The organism is Aurantimonas coralicida DSM 14790 (genome assembly GCF_000421645.1).
Taxonomy (GTDB): Bacteria; Pseudomonadota; Alphaproteobacteria; order Rhizobiales; family Rhizobiaceae; genus Aurantimonas; species Aurantimonas coralicida.
Window position 1 is genome coordinate 158,994 of the sequence record NZ_ATXK01000006.1, and the last position, 18,306, is coordinate 177,299.

At 66.1% G+C, this 18,306-nt stretch carries 19 protein-coding genes and 2 tRNA genes; 18 read left to right on the forward strand and 3 right to left on the reverse strand.

What is annotated here, in order from left to right; all coding sequences use genetic code 11:
- Positions 1-137: 137 nt before the first annotated feature.
- The 10 genes from soxX (at position 138) to H536_RS0114365 (ending at position 9,167) form a co-directional block, all read left to right on the forward strand.
- Positions 138-596: a sulfur oxidation c-type cytochrome SoxX gene (soxX, locus tag H536_RS0114320; RefSeq protein ID WP_029703298.1), complete on the forward strand. Its 459-nt coding sequence runs from the start codon at positions 138-140 to the stop codon at positions 594-596.
- A gap of 12 nt (positions 597-608) precedes the next feature.
- Entirely contained in the window at positions 609-1,064 is a 456-nt protein-coding gene (gene soxY / locus H536_RS0114325; protein ID WP_024351136.1) for a thiosulfate oxidation carrier protein SoxY, read from the forward strand.
- Positions 1,065-1,146: 82 nt separating this feature from the next.
- Complete coding sequence (gene soxZ, locus H536_RS0114330) at positions 1,147-1,473, forward strand: thiosulfate oxidation carrier complex protein SoxZ (RefSeq protein ID WP_009209820.1); 327 nt, start codon at positions 1,147-1,149, stop codon at positions 1,471-1,473.
- Positions 1,474-1,521: 48 nt separating this feature from the next.
- The gene (gene soxA / locus H536_RS0114335; protein ID WP_029703299.1) at positions 1,522-2,403 is read left to right on the forward strand and encodes a sulfur oxidation c-type cytochrome SoxA; all 882 of its coding nucleotides are present in this window, start codon (positions 1,522-1,524) and stop codon (positions 2,401-2,403) included.
- 101 nt (positions 2,404-2,504) lie between these two features.
- Positions 2,505-4,199, forward strand: a complete 1,695-nt coding sequence (gene soxB, locus H536_RS0114340; protein ID WP_024351138.1) for a thiosulfohydrolase SoxB — start codon at positions 2,505-2,507, stop codon at positions 4,197-4,199.
- Between the two features lie 76 nt (positions 4,200-4,275).
- A complete protein-coding gene (gene soxC / locus H536_RS0114345) occupies positions 4,276-5,571 on the forward strand; it encodes a sulfite dehydrogenase (RefSeq protein ID WP_024351139.1) in 1,296 nt (431 codons plus the stop codon).
- Positions 5,555-6,709 (forward strand): c-type cytochrome, encoded by a 1,155-nt coding sequence (locus H536_RS0114350; protein WP_024351140.1) that lies wholly within the window; start codon positions 5,555-5,557, stop codon positions 6,707-6,709. Before soxC ends, H536_RS0114350 begins: the two co-directional genes overlap by 17 nt.
- Positions 6,710-6,777: 68 nt before the next feature.
- A complete protein-coding gene (locus H536_RS0114355) occupies positions 6,778-7,311 on the forward strand; it encodes a DsrE family protein (protein ID WP_024351141.1) in 534 nt (177 codons plus the stop codon).
- A 14-nt stretch (positions 7,312-7,325) separates the two neighbouring features.
- Complete coding sequence (locus H536_RS0114360; RefSeq protein WP_051141601.1) at positions 7,326-7,847, forward strand: DsrE family protein; 522 nt, start codon at positions 7,326-7,328, stop codon at positions 7,845-7,847.
- 219 nt (positions 7,848-8,066) lie between these two features.
- A complete protein-coding gene (locus H536_RS0114365) occupies positions 8,067-9,167 on the forward strand; it encodes a YeeE/YedE family protein (RefSeq protein WP_024351143.1) in 1,101 nt (366 codons plus the stop codon).
- A 104-nt stretch (positions 9,168-9,271) separates the two neighbouring features.
- On the opposite strand, the gene H536_RS0114370 is transcribed toward H536_RS0114365, so the two are convergent.
- Both H536_RS0114370 and H536_RS0114375 read right to left on the reverse strand, forming a co-directional pair.
- The gene (locus H536_RS0114370) at positions 9,272-10,393 is read right to left on the reverse strand and encodes an NAD(P)/FAD-dependent oxidoreductase (RefSeq protein WP_024351144.1); all 1,122 of its coding nucleotides are present in this window, start codon (positions 10,391-10,393) and stop codon (positions 9,272-9,274) included.
- 90 nt (positions 10,394-10,483) lie between these two features.
- A tRNA-Val gene (locus tag H536_RS0114375) sits at positions 10,484-10,559 on the reverse strand.
- A gap of 636 nt (positions 10,560-11,195) precedes the next feature.
- Here H536_RS0114375 and H536_RS0114380 point away from each other — a divergent pair.
- Positions 11,196-11,272: transfer RNA gene (locus tag H536_RS0114380), tRNA-Asp, on the forward strand.
- A 143-nt stretch (positions 11,273-11,415) separates the two neighbouring features.
- Here H536_RS0114380 and H536_RS0114385 read toward each other — a convergent pair.
- The gene (locus H536_RS0114385) at positions 11,416-11,745 is read right to left on the reverse strand and encodes a hypothetical protein (protein WP_155898499.1); all 330 of its coding nucleotides are present in this window, start codon (positions 11,743-11,745) and stop codon (positions 11,416-11,418) included.
- 347 nt (positions 11,746-12,092) lie between these two features.
- On the opposite strand from H536_RS0114385, the gene H536_RS0114390 reads away from it, so the two are divergent.
- The 7 genes from H536_RS0114390 (at position 12,093) to nuoF (ending at position 18,302) form a co-directional block, all read left to right on the forward strand.
- A complete protein-coding gene (locus tag H536_RS0114390) occupies positions 12,093-12,458 on the forward strand; it encodes an NADH-quinone oxidoreductase subunit A (RefSeq protein ID WP_024351146.1) in 366 nt (121 codons plus the stop codon).
- Positions 12,449-13,033 (forward strand): NuoB/complex I 20 kDa subunit family protein, encoded by a 585-nt coding sequence (locus tag H536_RS0114395; RefSeq protein WP_024351147.1) that lies wholly within the window; start codon positions 12,449-12,451, stop codon positions 13,031-13,033. Before H536_RS0114390 ends, H536_RS0114395 begins: the two co-directional genes overlap by 10 nt.
- An 8-nt stretch (positions 13,034-13,041) precedes the next feature.
- Positions 13,042-13,650 carry an NADH-quinone oxidoreductase subunit C gene (locus H536_RS0114400; RefSeq protein WP_024351148.1) on the forward strand — a complete coding sequence of 203 codons (609 nt, stop codon included), beginning with the start codon at positions 13,042-13,044 and terminating at the stop codon, positions 13,648-13,650.
- A 15-nt stretch (positions 13,651-13,665) separates the two neighbouring features.
- A complete protein-coding gene (locus tag H536_RS0114405; protein WP_024351149.1) occupies positions 13,666-14,103 on the forward strand; it encodes a GFA family protein in 438 nt (145 codons plus the stop codon).
- Positions 14,096-15,286, forward strand: a complete 1,191-nt coding sequence (locus tag H536_RS0114410) for an NADH-quinone oxidoreductase subunit D (protein ID WP_009209805.1) — start codon at positions 14,096-14,098, stop codon at positions 15,284-15,286. The genes H536_RS0114405 and H536_RS0114410 overlap by 8 nt, the downstream gene beginning before the upstream one ends.
- A gap of 221 nt (positions 15,287-15,507) precedes the next feature.
- Positions 15,508-16,974 carry an NADH-quinone oxidoreductase subunit NuoE gene (gene nuoE / locus H536_RS0114415; RefSeq protein WP_024351150.1) on the forward strand — a complete coding sequence of 489 codons (1,467 nt, stop codon included), beginning with the start codon at positions 15,508-15,510 and terminating at the stop codon, positions 16,972-16,974.
- Between the two features lie 20 nt (positions 16,975-16,994).
- Complete coding sequence (gene nuoF / locus H536_RS0114420; protein WP_024351151.1) at positions 16,995-18,302, forward strand: NADH-quinone oxidoreductase subunit NuoF; 1,308 nt, start codon at positions 16,995-16,997, stop codon at positions 18,300-18,302.
- Positions 18,303-18,306: the final 4 nt, after the last annotated feature.

Sequence of the window (18,306 nt, forward strand, 5' to 3'; positions counted from 1 at the left end):
CAAGATTATTGCACTGCTACAATACATTCGAAAATAACAATACTTGAATTGATGTCGCCGTCCTGCTTTACTGGGTCGACAGGATCGAAGCAGATCGGCTACCCAAAGCCGACATTCGGGAGGAAGCCTTGTCCATGATGCGTTCGTTCGCGCTGAGCCTTGCATTGTCCGTGGCCCTGACGCCGCTGGCACTCGCTGCAGAAACCGCCCCGGCCGATGTGTCCTTCGCGGACATGGCGGTGGCGGATTCGCTGACCGGTCAGCCGGGCGACCCGGTCGAGGGGCGCAAGGTCTTCGCCAATCGCGGGCTCGGCAACTGCCTTGCCTGCCACATGGTGCAGGACCTCGAAAGCGAGCTCTTCCACGGTAATGTCGGACCGGCGCTCGATGGCGTCGCCGAACGATGGGAGCCGGGCCAGATCCGCGCGATCGTCGCGAACGCCAAGGAAATCTTCGGCGAGCAGACCATCATGCCGGGCTTCTACACGCTGGATGTCGGCGTGGACGTGGCCGAGAAATTTCAGGGCAAGACGATCCTTTCGGCCCAGCAGGTCGAAGACGTCGTCGCCTATCTGGCGACGCTCAAGGGCGAATAGGAAGGACATTCCATGTACGTGACGAGACGCAAGCTTTTCGCCCTGTCCGCCGGAGCGGCCACGGCGGGCATGTTCGCCTTCGCGCCGGGCCGGGCCTTTGCCACGGTCGAGGCGACCGAAAAGGCGCTGTCGGACTTCACCGGCGGCAAGACGCCGGAGAGCGGCAAGATCACCCTGACGGCGCCCGAGATCGCCGAGAACGGCAACACCGTGCCGATCTCCGTCGATGTCGAGAGCCCGATGACCGACGACAGCTACGTGGAATCGGTCACGATCTTCGCCGAGGGCAATCCCAATCCCGAGGTCGCGACCTTCCACTTCACGCCGATGAGCGGCGCCGCCGCCGCGACGACGCGCATCCGGCTGGCCAAGACCCAGAACGTCATCGCCGTCGCGAAGATGAGCGATGGTTCGACCTATTCGGATCGCAAGGAAGTCAAGGTGACGATCGGCGGCTGCGGCGGCTGACGCCGAGGCGACCGCTTCACCCACGAGGATCGATGCGTGACCCGGCCCGCTTAGGCGGATGGTCACCCCAGGAGAACGAGACATGGCAACGCCGAAGCCGAGAGTGAAGGTTCCCAAGAGCGCCAGCGCCGGGGAAGTCATCACCATCAAGACCCTGATCAGCCACGAGATGGAATCCGGCCAGCGCAAGGACAAGGACGGCAATCCGATCCCGCGGCAGATCATCAACAAGTTCACCTGCGAGTTCAACGGAACCAAGGTGTTCGAGTGCGATATCGAGCCGGCCGTGTCGGCCAACCCCTATTTCGAGTTCACCGCCAAGGTGCCCGAAAGCGGGACGTTCAAGTTCACTTGGGTGGACGACAACGGTGAGACCTACACCGACGAACAGACCATCGAGGTCAAGTAGACGCCGGACGGGGGAGCGGTATCGGTCGGTCCGGCGCCGAGCCTCGAAATGGGAGGAAATTGCGTGAAGAAGACTGTTATCGCCCTGTTGAGTGTGTCCTGCCTGGGAAGTCTCGCGCTCGTTTCCAGTGCTCTCGCCGACCCGGTCGACGAGGGCCTGTCCATTGACGGCCAGGAGATGATCACCGTCGCGCCCGCGCCGAGCGAGCCTGAAGGACATCCCTTCGACGAAGTGCGCTCCGGCTGGCTCTACCGCGAGGCCGAGACGCGTCAGGTCGAGTCCGACAGCTTCGAGAATCCCGGCATGCTGAATGTCGAGCGTGGCGAGGATATCTGGAACACGGTCGAGGGCGCCGCCGGCAAGTCCTGCGCCACCTGCCACGAGGACGCCTCGGAGAGCATGGCCGGCGTTGGCGCCAGCTATCCCAAATGGGACGCGGCGAACAGCAGGCCGATCAACGTCGAATTGCAGATCGATGCCTGCCGGACCGAACATATGCAGGCCGAGCCCTACAAGTTCGACGCCCAGGACCAGAAGGACCTGACCGCCTTCATCAAGCACCAGTCACTGGGAACGCCCGTCGAGGTGGATCTGGCCGCCGGCGAGATGATGAGCTGGTGGGAGCGGGGCAAGGAGCGCTATTACCTGCGCACCGGCCAGCTCAACCTGTCCTGCGCCTCCTGCCACGAGGACAATAACGGTCGCTATATCCGCGCCGACCACCTCAGCCAGGGCAACACCAACGGCTTCCCGACCTATCGTCTGAAGCAGGCCAATCTCGTGTCGCTGCACAACCGCTTTCGCGGCTGCATTCGCGACACCCGGGCCGAGTTCCCGAAGGCCTTCTCCGACGAGCTGATGGCGCTGGAAGTCTACACCGCTTGGCGCGGTGGCGGCCTGTCGGTCGAGACGCCGGCCGTTCGCCAGTAGCCAGTCGCGGCGAGGGCGACTGCGGTCGCCCCTCGCGCATCTGACAATTCGATACGGAATCAAGTCCGGCCCGCCCATGCGATCCGGACCGGGGGTGAGCCATGTTCTCCAGACGTGAGTTTCTGACCGCGACCGTCGCGCTGGCGGCGCTCACCGGTTCCGGTCTGTCGGGACGCTGGTCCCGCGCTGCCGCCCAGCAGGCGCTGAGCGAGGATGCCCTGCTCGGCGCGCCCGATTTCGGCAATCTGACGCTGCTCCACGTCACCGACATCCACGCCCAGCTCAAGCCGGTCTTCTTTCGCGAGCCCGCCGTCAATATCGGCATCGGCGAGGTCGCAGGGCTGCCGCCCCATGTCAGCGGCGCGGACTTCCTGAAGCTCTACGACATCGCGCCGGGATCGCCGGACGCCTATGCGCTGACCTCCGAGGACTTCTCGGCGCTGGCCTCGCGCTACGGCCGGATGGGCGGTCTCGACCGGATCGCGACCATCGTCCGTCGGGCGCGGGCCGAGCGCGGCGACGACAACGTGCTGCTCCTGGATGGCGGCGACACCTGGCAGGGCAGCTACACGGCCAACAAGACCGCCGGCGCCGACATGATCACGGCCATGAACGTCATCGCGCCCGACGCCATGACCGGCCATTGGGAATTCACCTATGGCACCGAGCGGGTGGAAGAGGCGATCGCCGCTCTGCCGTTCCCGTTCCTCGGCTCCAACATCTTCGACCGCGAATGGGACGAGCCGGCCTTCGAGGCATGGAAGATGTTCGAGCGCGGCGGCTCCAAGGTCGCGGTGATCGGCCAGGCCTTCCCCTATACGCCGATCGCCAACCCGTCATGGCTGATCCCCGGATGGTCCTTCGGCATTCGCGACGAACAGATCGCCGCCCATGTGGAAGAGGCGAGGGCGGCCGGGGCCGATCTCGTCGTGCTCCTGTCCCACAACGGCTTCGACGTCGACCGCAAGCTCGCCTCGCGCGTCGACGGCATCGACATCATCCTGACCGGCCACACCCACGACGCGCTGCCCGAGCCGGTGCAGGTCGGCAACACGCTGCTGATCGCCTCGGGCTCGAACGGCAAGTTCCTCAGCCGCCTCGATCTCGACATCGCCGACGGACGCCTGAAGGATTTCCGCTACCGGCTGATCCCGGTCTTCTCCGACGTGATCACCCCGGATGCGGAGATGGCCGCCGTCATCGACGAGGTCCGCGCGCCCTATGCGGACGAGCTCCAGCGGGTCATCGGCCACACCGACGGGCTTCTGTATCGGCGCGGCAATTTCAACGGCACCTGGGACGACGTCATCTGCGACGCGCTTCTGGCCGAGCGCGACGCCGAGATCGCGCTGTCGCCGGGCTTCAGATGGGGCACGTCCGTCCCCGCCGGCAGCGACATCACCGTCGAGGATCTGCACACCGTCTGCGCCATGACCTATCCGGAGGTCTACCGCAACATGATGAGCGGCGAGACGCTGAAGGCGGTGCTGGAGGATGTCGCCGACAATCTCTTCAACGTCGATCCCTACTACCAGCAGGGCGGCGACATGGTCCGTGTCGGCGGTCTCGGCTACGGCATCGATCCGACGAAGGAGATCGGATCGCGGATCTCCGACATGACCATCCTCGCCACGCAGGAGCCGATCGAAGCCGGGCGCGACTATGTCGTGGCGGGCTGGGCGTCGGTGAACGAAGGCACCGAGGGACCGGCGATCTGGGATCTGGTGGAGAGCTATCTGAAGGGCCACCCCGAGATTTCGCCGAGCGAAAACCGCAGCGTGACCGTGCGGGGCTGACAGCCGCGCCTCGACAGGCGCCTTGCCGCATGATATATGCAAAATATCATATATTTATATGTCGGGAGGAATGCGGATGAGCGACGGACCCGGAACGAGCGAACGCGGCCTCTCCCGCCGCAACCTCCTGAAGCGTGGTCTTGCGATCGGCGGAACCGCGGCCGCGGGGCTGGCGGGCCTGCGAAGCGCAGCCGCCGCCCCGGCCGGCGGGGATCCGGCGATCACCGAAATCCAGGACTGGAATCGCTATCTCGGCGAAGGCGTGGTGGCGCGGCCCTACGGCACGCCGTCGCCCTTCGAGGCCCATGTGGTGCGCCGTGACGTCTCCTGGCTGACGGCCGATGCGACGAGTTCGGTGAGTTTCACGCCGCTGCACGAGCTGGAGGGGATCATCACCCCGAACGGCCTCTGCTTCGAGCGCCACCATGCCGGGATCGCCGAGGTGCCGCCGGACGAGCATCGCCTGATGATCAACGGCCTCGTCGATCGTCCGCTGGTCTTCACCATGGAGGATCTCAAGCGCTTCCCCCGCGAGAACCGCGTCTACTTCCTCGAATGCGCCGCCAATAGCGGCATGGAATGGCGCGGTGCCCAGCTCAATGGCTGTCAGTTCACCCACGGCATGGTCCATTGCGTCATGTATACCGGCACGCCGCTCCGCTACCTGCTGGAGGAGGCCGGAGTGAAGACCGCCGGCAAATGGCTGCTTGCCGAGGGCGCCGACGCCGCGGCGATGACCCGCTCGATCCCGATGGAGAAGGCTCTCGACGACTGCCTCGTCGCCTGGAAGATGAATGGCGAAGCGCTGCGGCCCGAACAGGGCTACCCGGTGCGGCTCGTCGTTCCCGGCTGGGAAGGCAATATGTGGGTCAAGTGGCTGCGCCGGCTGGAAGTCGGCGACCAGCCCTGGGAGCAGCGCGAGGAAACCTCCAAATACACCGATCTCCTGGCGAACGGCACGGCGCGCAAATTCACCTGGGGCATGGAGGTGAAGTCGGTCATCACCAATCCGAGCCCCCAGGCGCCGATCACCCATGGCCGCGGCCGCACCGTGCTGACCGGGCTCGCCTGGTCGGGAAATGGCCGGATCAAGCGGGTGGACGTGTCCCTCGACGGCGGCCGCAACTGGCATGCGGCGCGGATCGACGGGCCGAGCCTGCCGATGGCGCTGCACCGTTTCTACTACGATTTCGACTGGGACGGCTCCGAACTGCTGCTGCAGTCCCGTGCCATGGACGAGGAGGGCTTCGTCCAGCCGACGAAGTCCGCGCTGCGGGCCGCGCGGGGCGAGAACTCGATCTACCACAACAACGGCATCCAGACCTGGCACCTGAACGCCGAGGGAGGGCTCGAGAATGTCGAAGTGTCCTGAGACGATCCTCGCCGTTGCCCTGATCCTGACCGGCCTGTCCGCCGCGCCCGTGCTGGCGCAGGAGGGGGATGCCACGGCCGGCAAGAAGGTCTTCAACCGCTGCCGCGCCTGCCACGATGTCGGCGAGGGGGCGAAGAACAAGATCGGCCCGCATCTGAACGACCTCTACGGTCGCGCCGCCGGTGGCCTCGACAACTACAATTACTCGCCGGTCGTGAAGACCGCCGGGGCGGAAGGGCTCGTCTGGAACGACGAGACGCTGGCGGCCTATCTCGCTGATCCGCGCGGTATGCTGCCGGGCAATAAGATGGCGTTTCCCGGCCTGAAGAAGGACAAGGAGGTCACCGATCTCCTGGCCTATCTCGCGACCTTCTCGGCTGAACAGGCCGCCGAGGCGGCACCGGCCCCTGCCGAGGATGCTCCCGCCCAGCCCGAAGCCGAAGCGGAGCCGGAGCCGGACGCGGTGGCGCAGGCATCACCGCACGGCAGCGCCGCGTCGGCGACCGCGCCAACGCAGCATAGCGAATCGTCCACGGGCCCGATGCGTATCGGCCGCGCCGCGACGGACGCGGAAGTCGCCGCCTGGGACATCGACATCCGGCCGGACGGCAAGGGACTGCCGGTCGGCAGCGGTACGGTCGCGGACGGCGAGGTGATCTTCACCGAGCAATGCGCCTCCTGCCACGGCGATTTCGGCGAGGGCAGGGGCCGCTGGCCGGTGCTCGCCGGCGGGCGGGACACGCTCACCCGCGAACGGCCCGAAAAGACCGTCGGCTCCTATTGGCCGCATCTGTCGACCGCCTATGACTACATCCGGCGGGCCATGCCCTTCGGCAATGCGCGGTCGCTCAGCGACGACGACGTCTACGCGCTGACGGCCTATGTCCTCTATCTGAACGATGTGGTGACCGACGAAGAGTTCGAACTGTCCGACAAGAACTTCACCTCTATCGAGATGCCGAATGCTGGTGCCTTCATCCCCGACGACCGCGCGTCGGAGGCCCATTACAAGGCCGATGCCGATCCCTGCATGTCGGACTGCAAGCCGGGGCCGGTGTCGATCACCTCGCGGGCGCAGGTTCTCGACGTGACGCCGGACAGTGGCGCCGACGGGCCGGCGGGTGGTAACGTCGACTGAGACGCGGGGCCGGTGGGGTCCGCGCCGGGCCTGCGGGCCCGGATCAGACCCGAGTGAAAGGCATCGCCATGAAAATCGCCCTCCTAGCCGCCGCCGCGCTGATCGCGTCGTCGCTCGCCGCCAAGGCCGGTCCGGACGACAAATCGTCCTTCGAGCCCGTGCAGTACGAGGCGCAGAAGGTGCTCTACGATTTCAATTTCGATGCCCCGCTCGACGGCGTGCGGGCGCTCGGCTTCATCCGCAACCACATCAAGGCCGCCAAGGAGTTCGGCGATTTCGAGGGCTCGAAATTCGTCGTCGTCGCCCATGGCAACGAACTGCATGGCTTCTCGCGCCTCAACCGCGCGGCCTTCCCGGACGTATATGATGCAGTCAAGGAACTGGCCGACGAAGGAGTCGAGTTCCATATCTGCCGCAACGCCGCCAAGGGGCGGGGCTACGCGCCGGACGAATTCTACGACCTGTTCACCGTCGTCCCGGCCGCGGTGATCGACATCGCGAAATACGAGAATGCCGGCTACAGCTACATGTATCCGGCGCTCACGCCGCGGATGAACCGCGACGACGTGATCGCGAAATATCCCGAGCTCGAGCTTCAGTAACGAAAGGCGAGACCATGGCCAGCAACGCCCCCGCACCGATCGCGCACCGGCGCACCCGGCTGACCGCGGCGCTGGCCGGTCTGGTTTTCGCCTTTGCCGCCATGCTGGCGGCCGGTCAGGCCGTGACGGTGGCCGCAGCGCAGGAGGCCGAGGATGACGGCGGCTTCGTCACGCACAAGCTGGCGCTGCAGGTCTCCGACAAGGACGAGGCGGCGATGCGGTCGGCGCTCGATATCGCCGCCAATGTCTCGCGCTTCTACACGGCCAAGGCCGAGGAGGTGGAGATCCGCATCGTCGTCTACGGCCCCGGTATCGAGATGCTGCGGCCGGAGCGCACCCCGGTGATGGACCGGCTGACCTCCTTCGACCAGAGCATGCCGAATGTCGGCTTCGTGGCCTGCGGCAACACGCTCGATTCGCTCGAGCAGGCCGAGGGCGAGCGGCCAGAGATCGTCTCCTTCGCCGAGGAGGTGGAAGCCGGCGTCGCCGAGCTGATCCGCCTCGACGAGACCGGCTACACCATCGTCAAGCCGTAGCCGCCCGGCGCAGCCCTTTAGGCTTCAGCAGCCGGCAGCTGCGCGGTCCAGAACGCCCTAACCTGACCGATACCTGCCGGGGGGAACGAGAATCCACGCAGCGGGCGTTTGCCGCAAAGCTGTTTCCGCCTGCAGCCCCGGCCCGCATTCCTGTAGCGCGAATACATCGCGAACTCCGCATATGTTCCAGCTATTGCAACGGCACCGGGACATATGGCGATGGATTTCGTTCCCCTGATCGATCTCGTCGGCGAGAACGCCACCGCGCTGATCGGCGGCGCCGTCGTCGGCGGCCTGTTCGGCATCTTCGCCCAGCGCAGCGCCTTCTGCACGCGCTCGGCCGTTCTGGATCTCACCCGGCGGCGTGGCCTGTCCGCGCTGGCGGTCTGGGCCGGCGGCTTCGCGGTCGCGGTGCTCGGCATCCAGCTTCTGCTCAATTACGGCTATGTCGACGTGCGCGAGACGCGCTTCTTCTCCACCGCCCAGAGCCTGTCCGGCGCCATCATCGGCGGCCTCGTCTTCGGCCTCGGCATGGTGCTGTCGCGCGGCTGCGTCTCCCGGATGATCGTCTTGGCGGCATCGGGCAATCTGCGCGCGATCTATACGTCGGTGATTGTCGCGATCGTCGGTCTGGCAACCTATAGCGGCGTCCTCGTCCCCTTGCGGGATGCTGCGGGCGGCCTGTGGAGCACGGCGGCGATCGGCGGCAACGACCTCCTCGCCCATGCCGGCCTCGGCCAGGAAGCGGGCATTGCCATTGGTGCGATCCTTGCCGTTTCGGCGCTGGCCCTCGCGCTGGTCTCGAAGGTGTCCGTCTGGCGTTTCATCGGCGGCATCGGCGTCGGCGCCAGCGTCGTCGCCGGCTGGTACTTCACCTACACCCTGTCGCTGCAGGTGTTCGAGCCGATCCAGGCCGAGAGCCTGTCCTATATCCGGCCGCTGGCCACCACCGGTGCGCTTGCCACCGACCCGGACAGCTTCTTTGGCCTCGATCAGGGTGTCCTGATCGGCACGCTTGTCGGCGCGTTCCTCGCGGCAATCCTGTTCGGCAATTTCCGCATCGCGACCTTCTCCGAGCCCGGCACGCCGTCTGTGCTGCGCTATACGATCGGCGCCGTCCTGATGGGTTTCGGCGGCATCCTGGCGGTCGGCTGCACCATCGGCGCGGGCTTCACCGGCGGCGCGGTGCTGGCGGTCTCATCACTGGTCGGCCTTGCCGCGATGGTGGTGGGCGCCGCTTTGGCGGATCGCTTCATCGACCGGGAGCGGGCGCCCGCCGCGGACACGCTGCACGACGCATCGCTCTCGCCGGCCGAATAGTCCGGCCGGAACGCCCAGATGTCAGGTTGGCAGCATCAGCATGACGCGCGCCGAGGCGGCACCCGCCGCGGTCGATTTGCGTCGCACCCAAGTTCGTCTAGCGGCTATTGCTTCGGCAGACCCAGGCAGTCGGCCACATGATCGGCGATGGCCAGGCTCGCGGTCAGGCCTGGGCTCTCGATCCCGAACAGATTGACCATCGCATCGACGCCGTGGACCTGTGGCCCGTCGATGCGGAAATCGGCCGCCGGCTGGCCCGGCCCCGACAGCTTGGAGCGGATGCCGCTATAGGCCGGGGTCAGCGAATCGTCGGGCAGGCCCGGCCAGTAGCGCCGGATCTCCGCATAGAAGCCCGCCGCCCGGTCAGGATCGACGCCATAGTCGATGCCGTCGATCCACTCGACATCGGGGCCGAAGCGCATCTGGCCGCCGAGATCGAAGGTGAGGTGGACACCCAGCCCGCCATCCTCGGGCACCGGATAGATCAGCCGCTCGAATGGCGTGCGTCCCGGTGCGGCGAAGTAATTGCCCTTGGCATAGGTGGCGGCCGGAACGTGATCCGCGGGAAAGCCGTCGATGGCGCCGGCGAGACGCTGGGCATGCAGACCGGCGGCATTGACCAGGAGATCGGTGGTGATCTCGGTCTCCTCGCCGCTTGCCCGGTCGCGGGTAACGAGCCGGACGCCGCGATCTTCCAGCCGGCCCGAGGCAATCGTGGTGTTGAACACCACCTGGCCGCCGGCCGCTTCGAGATCGCCGAGATAGCTCTGCATCAGGGCGTGGCTGTCGATGATGCCGGTCGCGGGCGAGTGCAGGGCGGCAACGCAGGTCAGCGCCGGCTCCATCTCCATCGCCGCCGGGCCGGACAGAAGGACGAGATCGTCGACGCCGCAGCGCGCCGCCTTCTCCCTGATCTCGCCGAGCCGGGCGACCTGCGCCTCGGAGGTGGCGACGATCAGCTTGCCGGTGCGCGCATGCGGCACGTGGCGTTCGGCGGCATAGGCATAGAGCGCCTTGCGTCCGGCAACGCACAACTGCGCCTTCAGGCTGCCGACCGGATAGTAGATGCCCGCGTGGATGACTTCGGAATTGCGCGAACTCGTCTCGGACCCGAAATGGTCGGCCGCTTCCAGCACCAGCACCTCGCGTCCGGCAAGCGCCAGGCGCCGCGCAATCGCAAGGCCAACGACCCCGGCGCCGGCAACGACGCAGTCCGTATCACTCATGAACCGGGTTTCCGCATGTCACGTGATCTGAAGAGGCGGGGCATGGCAGACGCGATAGGGCCGGAGAGACGGCGACGTCCGCGGCGGGAATGGTGGGCGATGACAGGCTCGAACTGCCGACATCCTCGGTGTAAACGAGGCGCTCTACCAACTGAGCTAATCGCCCGCGCGCAAATCTCTAGGGTTTTCCGCACCGCGCCGCAAGCCCGCCATGCGCCTGTCGGGTGCTCCGGCCTGTGGGAGCCGACCGCGACGTTCCGCAGCCGAACCATTGGACGACTGCAGTCTGGCGGCCGACGGCCAGCACGCGGGAAGGGCGCGCTGGCGTCGTCGACCCTCGCGCTCCGCCATGTCGCGCGCAGTCTCGTCATTCCGGCTGACTTGTCGGACCAAGCTCGTTGACCTCAAGGCGAAGCCGATCCGGTCGCCGGCGCTGTCAGACTCGGCGATGCCCAGGAATCGGATGCCCCAGGGCCTAATCGCCGCCGACGGATCCGGCGCCAGACCCAAAGAAGACGGCGCGGGCGTTTCGGTCTCGTCCCCTCGATGCGAATCCATCCGTGAATCGCGAAAAAGATGCCGGTTCGATTCGTCCTGATTCTGCCTGCGAGGGGATTGGGCAGCGGTTCGTCCCGGCAATCCGCGTGTCGTCCCGTCGTCGCAAAACCGCGGTAAACCGGGCTTCCGTGCGGCGCAGCCGGATCATCTTGCACTGCGATGATTTTTGTCCCGGCTTGTCGCTTGACACTCCCCGGTCTTGGCCGTAAACGACCGCTCATCAGCCGCTTCCGAGCGGTGGAGCGCGGGTGTAGCTCAGTCGGTTAGAGTGCCGGCCTGTCACGCCGGAGGTCGCGGGTTCGAGCCCCGTCACTCGCGCCACTTTTTCTTTCAGAACAATCAGTTCCGAGCCGACGAGCCCCGATGGCTGCCGCAAGGCAGCGTCGGCGCATCGCGCGTCCGGACGCCCCATGGCGCGTCTCGCGGGCCCGATCGCGACAGCCGATCTGCGTTGGGCGTCCGGCTCAGATGCCCGATCCCGATTCCTCCTCGAAATCCCGTTCGTTGGCCGGCTGCGGCCAGGATGTCTCCGCTGCCGCCGATGGCAGGGTCGGGGAGGGGATCGGCATCCAGGCGACCAGTTCGTCGTCGCCATAGGTGACCAGGCAGGCCGGGTCGGAATCGGTGGCGATCCACTCCGGCTCGAAGGCGCCACGCGGCGCGGTCCAGCGCACCACGTCCACCTCGGCCGGTCCCTGCTCGCTGGCCCGCACGGTTGCCAGGATGCGGCTGCCGTCGCGCGGCGCCTCGCGCATCGCGCGCCAGTCCGTGACCTTGTCCTCACGCATGTTCATGGCTGCTCCTCCACTCGCGGACGCTTCCGCGCCCGGCATGATCGTCGGACGCCTGGGGTCGGAACGCAACGGCCACGCGTCGGCTCCGCCCGCAGGGTGCCGATCCGGCGCTTTCGCCGGCGCCCTGCGGCCCCGGATCGCAGGTCCCGATACCGGCGCTTCCCGCCTTGCTTCGCCAGGGAGAAGGCGATAGTTCTCGCCGCAGCGCGAAAGGCCCTTGTTTTCGCCGTCACGATCCGCCGATCCCCGGTGCCTCCGGTCCGATCGGCTCTCCGGCGGCCTGCGGAAGGGATGATCGCGAGTTTGCGGCCGTCCGATCGGTCGCCATTGATTCTGGGGACATCGAGATGCCCGAACTTCTCGCATCCTATCTGCCGATCGTCATTTTCGTCGGCGTCGCGCTTCTCATCGGACTGGCCCTTCTGGTCTCTCCGTTCCTTCTGGCGTTCAAGGCGCCGGACGACGAGAAGCTGTCCGCCTACGAGTGCGGCTTTGACGCCTTCGACGATTCCCGCATGAAGTTCGACGTGCGGTTCTATCTCGTCTCGATCCTGTTCATCATCTTCGACCTCGAGGTCGCCTTCCTGTTCCCGTGGGCCGCCACCTTCGGAACCCTCGGCTGGTTCGGCTTCTGGTCGATGATGGTGTTTCTCGGTGTCCTGACGGTCGGCTTCATCTACGAGTGGAAGAAGGGAGCACTGGAATGGGATTGATCGATACGTCCCGCCCGCTCGTCGCACATGCACCATCGACGGATGCCGGCGTCGCCGGGCCGAAGATGGTTGCGCCGACGGCCGATCCCTTCGTCACCGACGTCAACAACGAGCTGGCCGACAAGGGCTTCCTCGTCACCTCGACCGAGGATCTCATCCAGTGGGCCCGCACCGGCTCGCTGATGTGGATGACCTTCGGCCTGGCCTGCTGCGCCGTCGAGATGATGCAGATGTCGATGCCGCGCTATGACGCCGAGCGCTTCGGCTTCGCGCCGCGCGCCTCGCCGCGCCAGTCCGACGTGATGATTGTCGCCGGCACGCTGACCAACAAGATGGCCCCGGCGCTGCGCAAGGTCTACGACCAGATGCCGGAGCCGCGCTACGTCATCTCGATGGGCTCCTGCGCCAATGGCGGCGGCTATTATCACTATTCCTATTCGGTCGTGCGCGGCTGCGACCGGGTGGTCCCGGTCGACATCTACGTTCCCGGCTGCCCGCCGACGGCCGAGGCTCTGCTCTACGGCGTGCTGCTTCTGCAGAAGAAGATCCGCCGGACCGGCACGATCGAGCGCTGAGGTTTGAGATGATTCGCGAACACGCCACGAAGGATCTGACCGACTATGTCGTCGAGACGCTCGGCGACACGCTGATCGAGACGATCACGGCGTTCGGCGAGCTGACGCTGATCGTTGCGCCGGCCGACATCGTCCGGGTGCTGACCTTCCTGCGGGACGATCCGCAGACCCAGTTCATCAACCTGGTCGACATCTGCGGCGTCGACTACCCCGAGCGCGCAGAGCGTTTCGAGGTGGTCTATCACCTGCTGTCGCCGCGCCAGAACCAGCGCATCCGCATCAAGGTCCGCACCGGCGTGGATGCGCCCGTGCCGTCCGTGACCGGCGTCTTCGCCGGCGCCGACTGGTTCGAGCGCGAGGCCTATGATTTCTACGGCATCCTGTTCACCGGCCATCCGGATTTGCGCCGCATCCTCACCGACTACGGCTTCGAGGGCTATCCGCTGCGCAAGGACTTCCCGCTGACCGGCTTCGTCGAGGTTCATTACGACGAGGCCAAGAAGCAGGTCGTGTACGAGCCGGTCGAGCTGCGGCAGGAATTCCGCAATTTCGACTTCCTGTCCCCCTGGGAAGGAACCGAGTATGTTCTGCCGGGAGACGAGAAGGCCAAGCAGTAGCGCAGGGAGCGTGTGATGGGGACGAAGCGGCTTCAGGCAAAGTGCCTTTGCGGCGGCGTGCGGATCGATGCCGATTTCGAGACGCTGGACGTCGGCGTCTGTCACTGCGACACCTGTCGCCGCTGGACCGCCGGCCCGTTTATGGCGCTCGACGGCGCCAGCAACGTGGTGGCCGCCGGGACCGACCTCATCGCCACCTACAGCTCCTCCGGCTGGGGCGAACGCGGCTTCTGCAAGGTCTGCGGCACCTCGCTTTTCTGGCGCAGCCTCGATGGTGAGCATTACGCCATGTCGGCGACTTTGTTCGACGGGCTGAGCAACACGCAGCTGACGCAGGAAATCTTCATCGACTCGAAGCCGTCCTGGTACGCCTTCGCCAACGAGACCGAACAGATGACGGGCGCCGAATTCTTCGCGAAGGTCGCGCCGCAGCAGGAAACGCCGCATGGCTGAGATCGACGTCCGCAACTTCAACATCAATTTCGGCCCCCAGCATCCGGCCGCGCACGGCGTGCTGCGTCTGGTGGTCGAGCTCGACGGCGAGATCGTCGAGCGCGTCGATCCGCATATCGGGCTTCTGCATCGCGGCACCGAGAAGCTGATCGAGCACAAGACCTATCTCCAGTCGATCCCGTATTTCGACCGTCTCGACTACGTCGCCCCGATGAACCAGGAGCATGCCTTCTGCCTGGCGGTCGAGCGTCTGACCGGCGTCGAGGTGCCCAAGCGCGGGCAGCTGATCCGCGTCCTGTATTCCGAGATCGGCCGCATCCTCTCGCATCTCCTCAACGTGACGACCCAGGCCATGGACGTCGGCGCGCTGACCCCGCCATTGTGGGGCTTCGAGGAGCGCGAGAAGCTGATGGTCTTCTACGAGCGTGCCTCGGGCTCGCGCCTGCATGCGGCCTATTTCCGTCCCGGCGGCGTCCACGCCGACCTGCCGCAGCAGCTCATCGAGGATATCGGCGCCTGGTGCGATCCGTTCCTCAAGGTCTGCGACGACATCGAAGGCCTTCTGACCGACAACCGCATCTTCAAGCAGCGCAATGTCGACATCGGCGTCGTCGGCATCGAGGATGCCTGGGCGATGGGCTTTTCGGGCGTGATGATCCGCGGCTCCGGCGTCGCCTGGGACCTGCGCAAGTCGCAGCCCTACGAATGCTACGACGAGATGGATTTCGACATCCCGGTCGGCAAGAACGGCGACTGCTACGATCGCTACCTGATCCGCATGATCGAGATGCGCGAATCGGTGAAGATCATGAAGCAGTGCATTGCCCAGCTCACGGGCGAGCACAGCACCGGCCCGGTCTCGGCGACCGAAGGCAAGATCGTGCCGCCGAAGCGCGGCCAGATGAAGCGCTCGATGGAAGCGCTCATCCATCACTTCAAGCTCTACACCGAGGGCTTCCACGTCCCCGAGGGCGAGGTCTATGCGGCGGTCGAGGCGCCGAAGGGCGAGTTCGGCGTCTACCTGGTCGCCGACGGCACCAACAAGCCGTATCGCTGCAAGATCAAGGCGCCGGGCTTCGCGCATCTGCAGGCGATGGACATGCTGTGCCGCGGCCACATGCTGGCCGACGTCTCGGCGATCCTCGGCACGCTGGATATCGTCTTCGGCGAAGTCGACCGTTGATTTGGCACGGCGCCGCGCGCTCGCGCGGACGGCCGTGACCTCGGCGCTTCGGCGCCGCTTTGTTCGACCCGTCGCGGGTTTCCCGCCCGCGATGCCAACACTTGGGGAAACCGCGCCTTTGTCGGGCTTTGATGCGGCTTCTGGCCACTGGCCTTTTGCGGATCGTGTGATAGAACGCGCCGCAACATAGCATGTTGAACTGGTTCTAAAGTCGAGGTCCGATGTCTGTCAGACGTCTCGCGGACGATGCCTTCCAGCCTCACGGCTTCGCCTTCACCGATGAAAATGCGGCCTGGGCGCAGGCGACGATCCGTAAATATCCGTCGGAGCGCCAGCAATCGGCCGTGATCCCGCTGCTGATGCGCGCGCAGGATCAGGAGGGGTGGGTCACCAAGGCAGCAATCGAGCATGTCGCCGACATGCTGGAGATGCCGCTCATCCGCGTCCTCGAGGTCGCGACCTTCTATACCCAGTTCCAGCTCAAGCCGGTCGGTACGCGCGCCCATATCCAGGTCTGCGGCACCACGCCCTGCATGCTGCGCGGCGCCGAGGATCTGAAGGCGGTCTGCCGTTCGAAGATCCACGCCGAGCCGTTCCATCGCAACGAGGCCGGCACGCTCTCCTGGGAAGAGGTCGAGTGCCTTGGCGCCTGCGTCAACGCGCCGATGGTGATGATCTTCCATGACGCCTACGAGGATCTGACCCCCGAGCGGCTCGAAGAGATCATCGACGAGTTCGAGGCCGGTCGCGGCGGCGATGTGAAGACGGGACCGCAGAACGGCCGCCATGAATCGGTGCCGATCGGTGGTTTGACGACGCTCAAGGGCGATTACGACGACCTGATCGCCGACCAGAAGTCTCAGGGCGGCCCGGCCAATGGCGCACCGTCGCAGGGCTCCGGGGCAGGGCAGGCGATCTCCACCCCGCCGTCCAAGGCCGGGCGTCCGGATACGGCGGCCGCCGAGACCAATCCGACCATCGCCGCCCCCGGCAAGGCTGGCGATGCCAGTGTTGCGCAGGGGGCCGAGAAGGAAGAGAGCGACACGCTGGTCGCCGAGGCCGGCCCGGGTGCGGGCCAGACCGGCGGTGCGCGGGAAGGCGCCACCGGCGAAGCCGATCGCGATGCGGTCGAGGCGAACCAGGTGTCCGCCGACACGCCGGCCGCCGATGCCTCTACCAAGGGCAATCTGGCCGCCAAGGAAGGCGCCGCCGAGGCTGCCGTGGTGCAGGATGCGCGGCGTCCCGACGACGTGCCGGCCGTGCAGGAGCGGGACGCGGAATCCGCCGACCTGACCGGCCGCGATCAGGTGTCGCCGGGCGAGCCGGAAGGCCTGCGCGCGCATACGTCCGATACGAGCCCCGGCCCCGGCAATGCCGATCATTTCGCCAGCAAGGCCGAGCCCGAGGCGGCACCCGCACAGGTCGGCGACAAGCCCTCCGATCTCCTGGACGCGCCGCAGGGCGACAAGGACGATCTGAAGAAGATCAAGGGCGTCGGACCGGTCATCGAGGCCAAGCTGAACGGCCTCGGCGTCTTCCATTTCTGGCAGGTCGCCAAATGGCGCGAGACAGAGCTGATCTGGATCGACGACTATCTGAACTTCCGCGGCCGTGCGGTGCGCGAAGGCTGGATCGAACAGGCGAAGGTCCTCGCGACCACGTCGTCTTCCGGTTCGGGCGAGCGCTGATGCGTGCGAGGAGAATCTAGATGCTGAACGATCAGGATCGCATCTTCACCAACATCTACGGCCTGCGGGACAAGAGCCTGAAGGCCGCGATGAAGCGTGGCCATTTCGACGGCATCGCCGACATCATCGGCAAGGGCCGCGACTGGATCATCAACGAGATGAAGGCGTCGGGTCTGCGCGGGCGCGGCGGCGCCGGCTTCCCGACGGGCCTGAAATGGTCCTTCATGCCCAAGCAGTCCGATGGCCGCCCGCACTACCTCGTCATCAATGCCGACGAGTCCGAGCCCGGCACCTGCAAGGACCGGGAGATCATGCGGAACGACCCGTTCACGCTGATCGAGGGCTGCGTCATCGCCGGTTTCGCGATGGGCGCGAACACCTGCTACATCTATGTGCGCGGTGAATATATCCGCGAGCGCCAGGCGCTGCAGCGGGCCATCGACGAGTGCTACGAGGCCGGGCTTCTCGGACGCGACAACAAGTGCGGCTGGGACTACGACATCATCGTCCACCACGGTGCCGGCGCCTATATCTGCGGCGAAGAGACGGCGCTCCTGGAAAGCCTCGAGGGCAAGAAGGGCCAGCCGCGGCTGAAGCCGCCGTTCCCGGCCAATGTCGGCCTCTATGGCTGCCCGACCACGGTCAACAACGTCGAGTCGATCGCCGTTGCGCCGACCATCCTGCGCCGTGGCGGCGGCTGGTTCGCCGGCCTCGGTCGTCCGAACAACACCGGCACCAAGCTGTACTGCATCTCCGGCCATGTCGAGCAGCCCTGCACGGTCGAGGAAGAGATGGGAATTCCCTTCCGCGAGCTGATCGAGAAGCATTGCGGCGGCGTCCGGGGCGGCTGGGACAATCTTCTGGCGGTCATCCCGGGCGGTTCCTCGGTTCCGCTTGTGCCGGCGGCCGACATCATCGACGCGCCGATGGATTTCGACGGCCTGCGCGAGATCAAGACCTCGCTCGGCACCGCCGCCGTGATCGTCATGGACAAGTCCACCGACATCGTGAAGGCGATCGCCCGCATCTCGTATTTCTACAAGCACGAGAGCTGCGGCCAGTGCACCCCGTGCCGCGAGGGCACGGGCTGGATGTGGCGGGTCATGGAGCGCATGGCGACCGGCAACGCGCAGAAGCGCGAGATCGACATGCTGCTCGACGTGACCAAGCAGGTCGAGGGCCACACCATCTGTGCGCTCGGCGATGCCGCCGCATGGCCGATCCAGGGTCTGGTGCGCCATTTCCGCGCCGAGATCGAGCGCCGCATCGACGACTACTCGCGCAATGCCGACACTGACCGCCGTCCGGTGCTCGAGGCAGCGGAATAAGCAG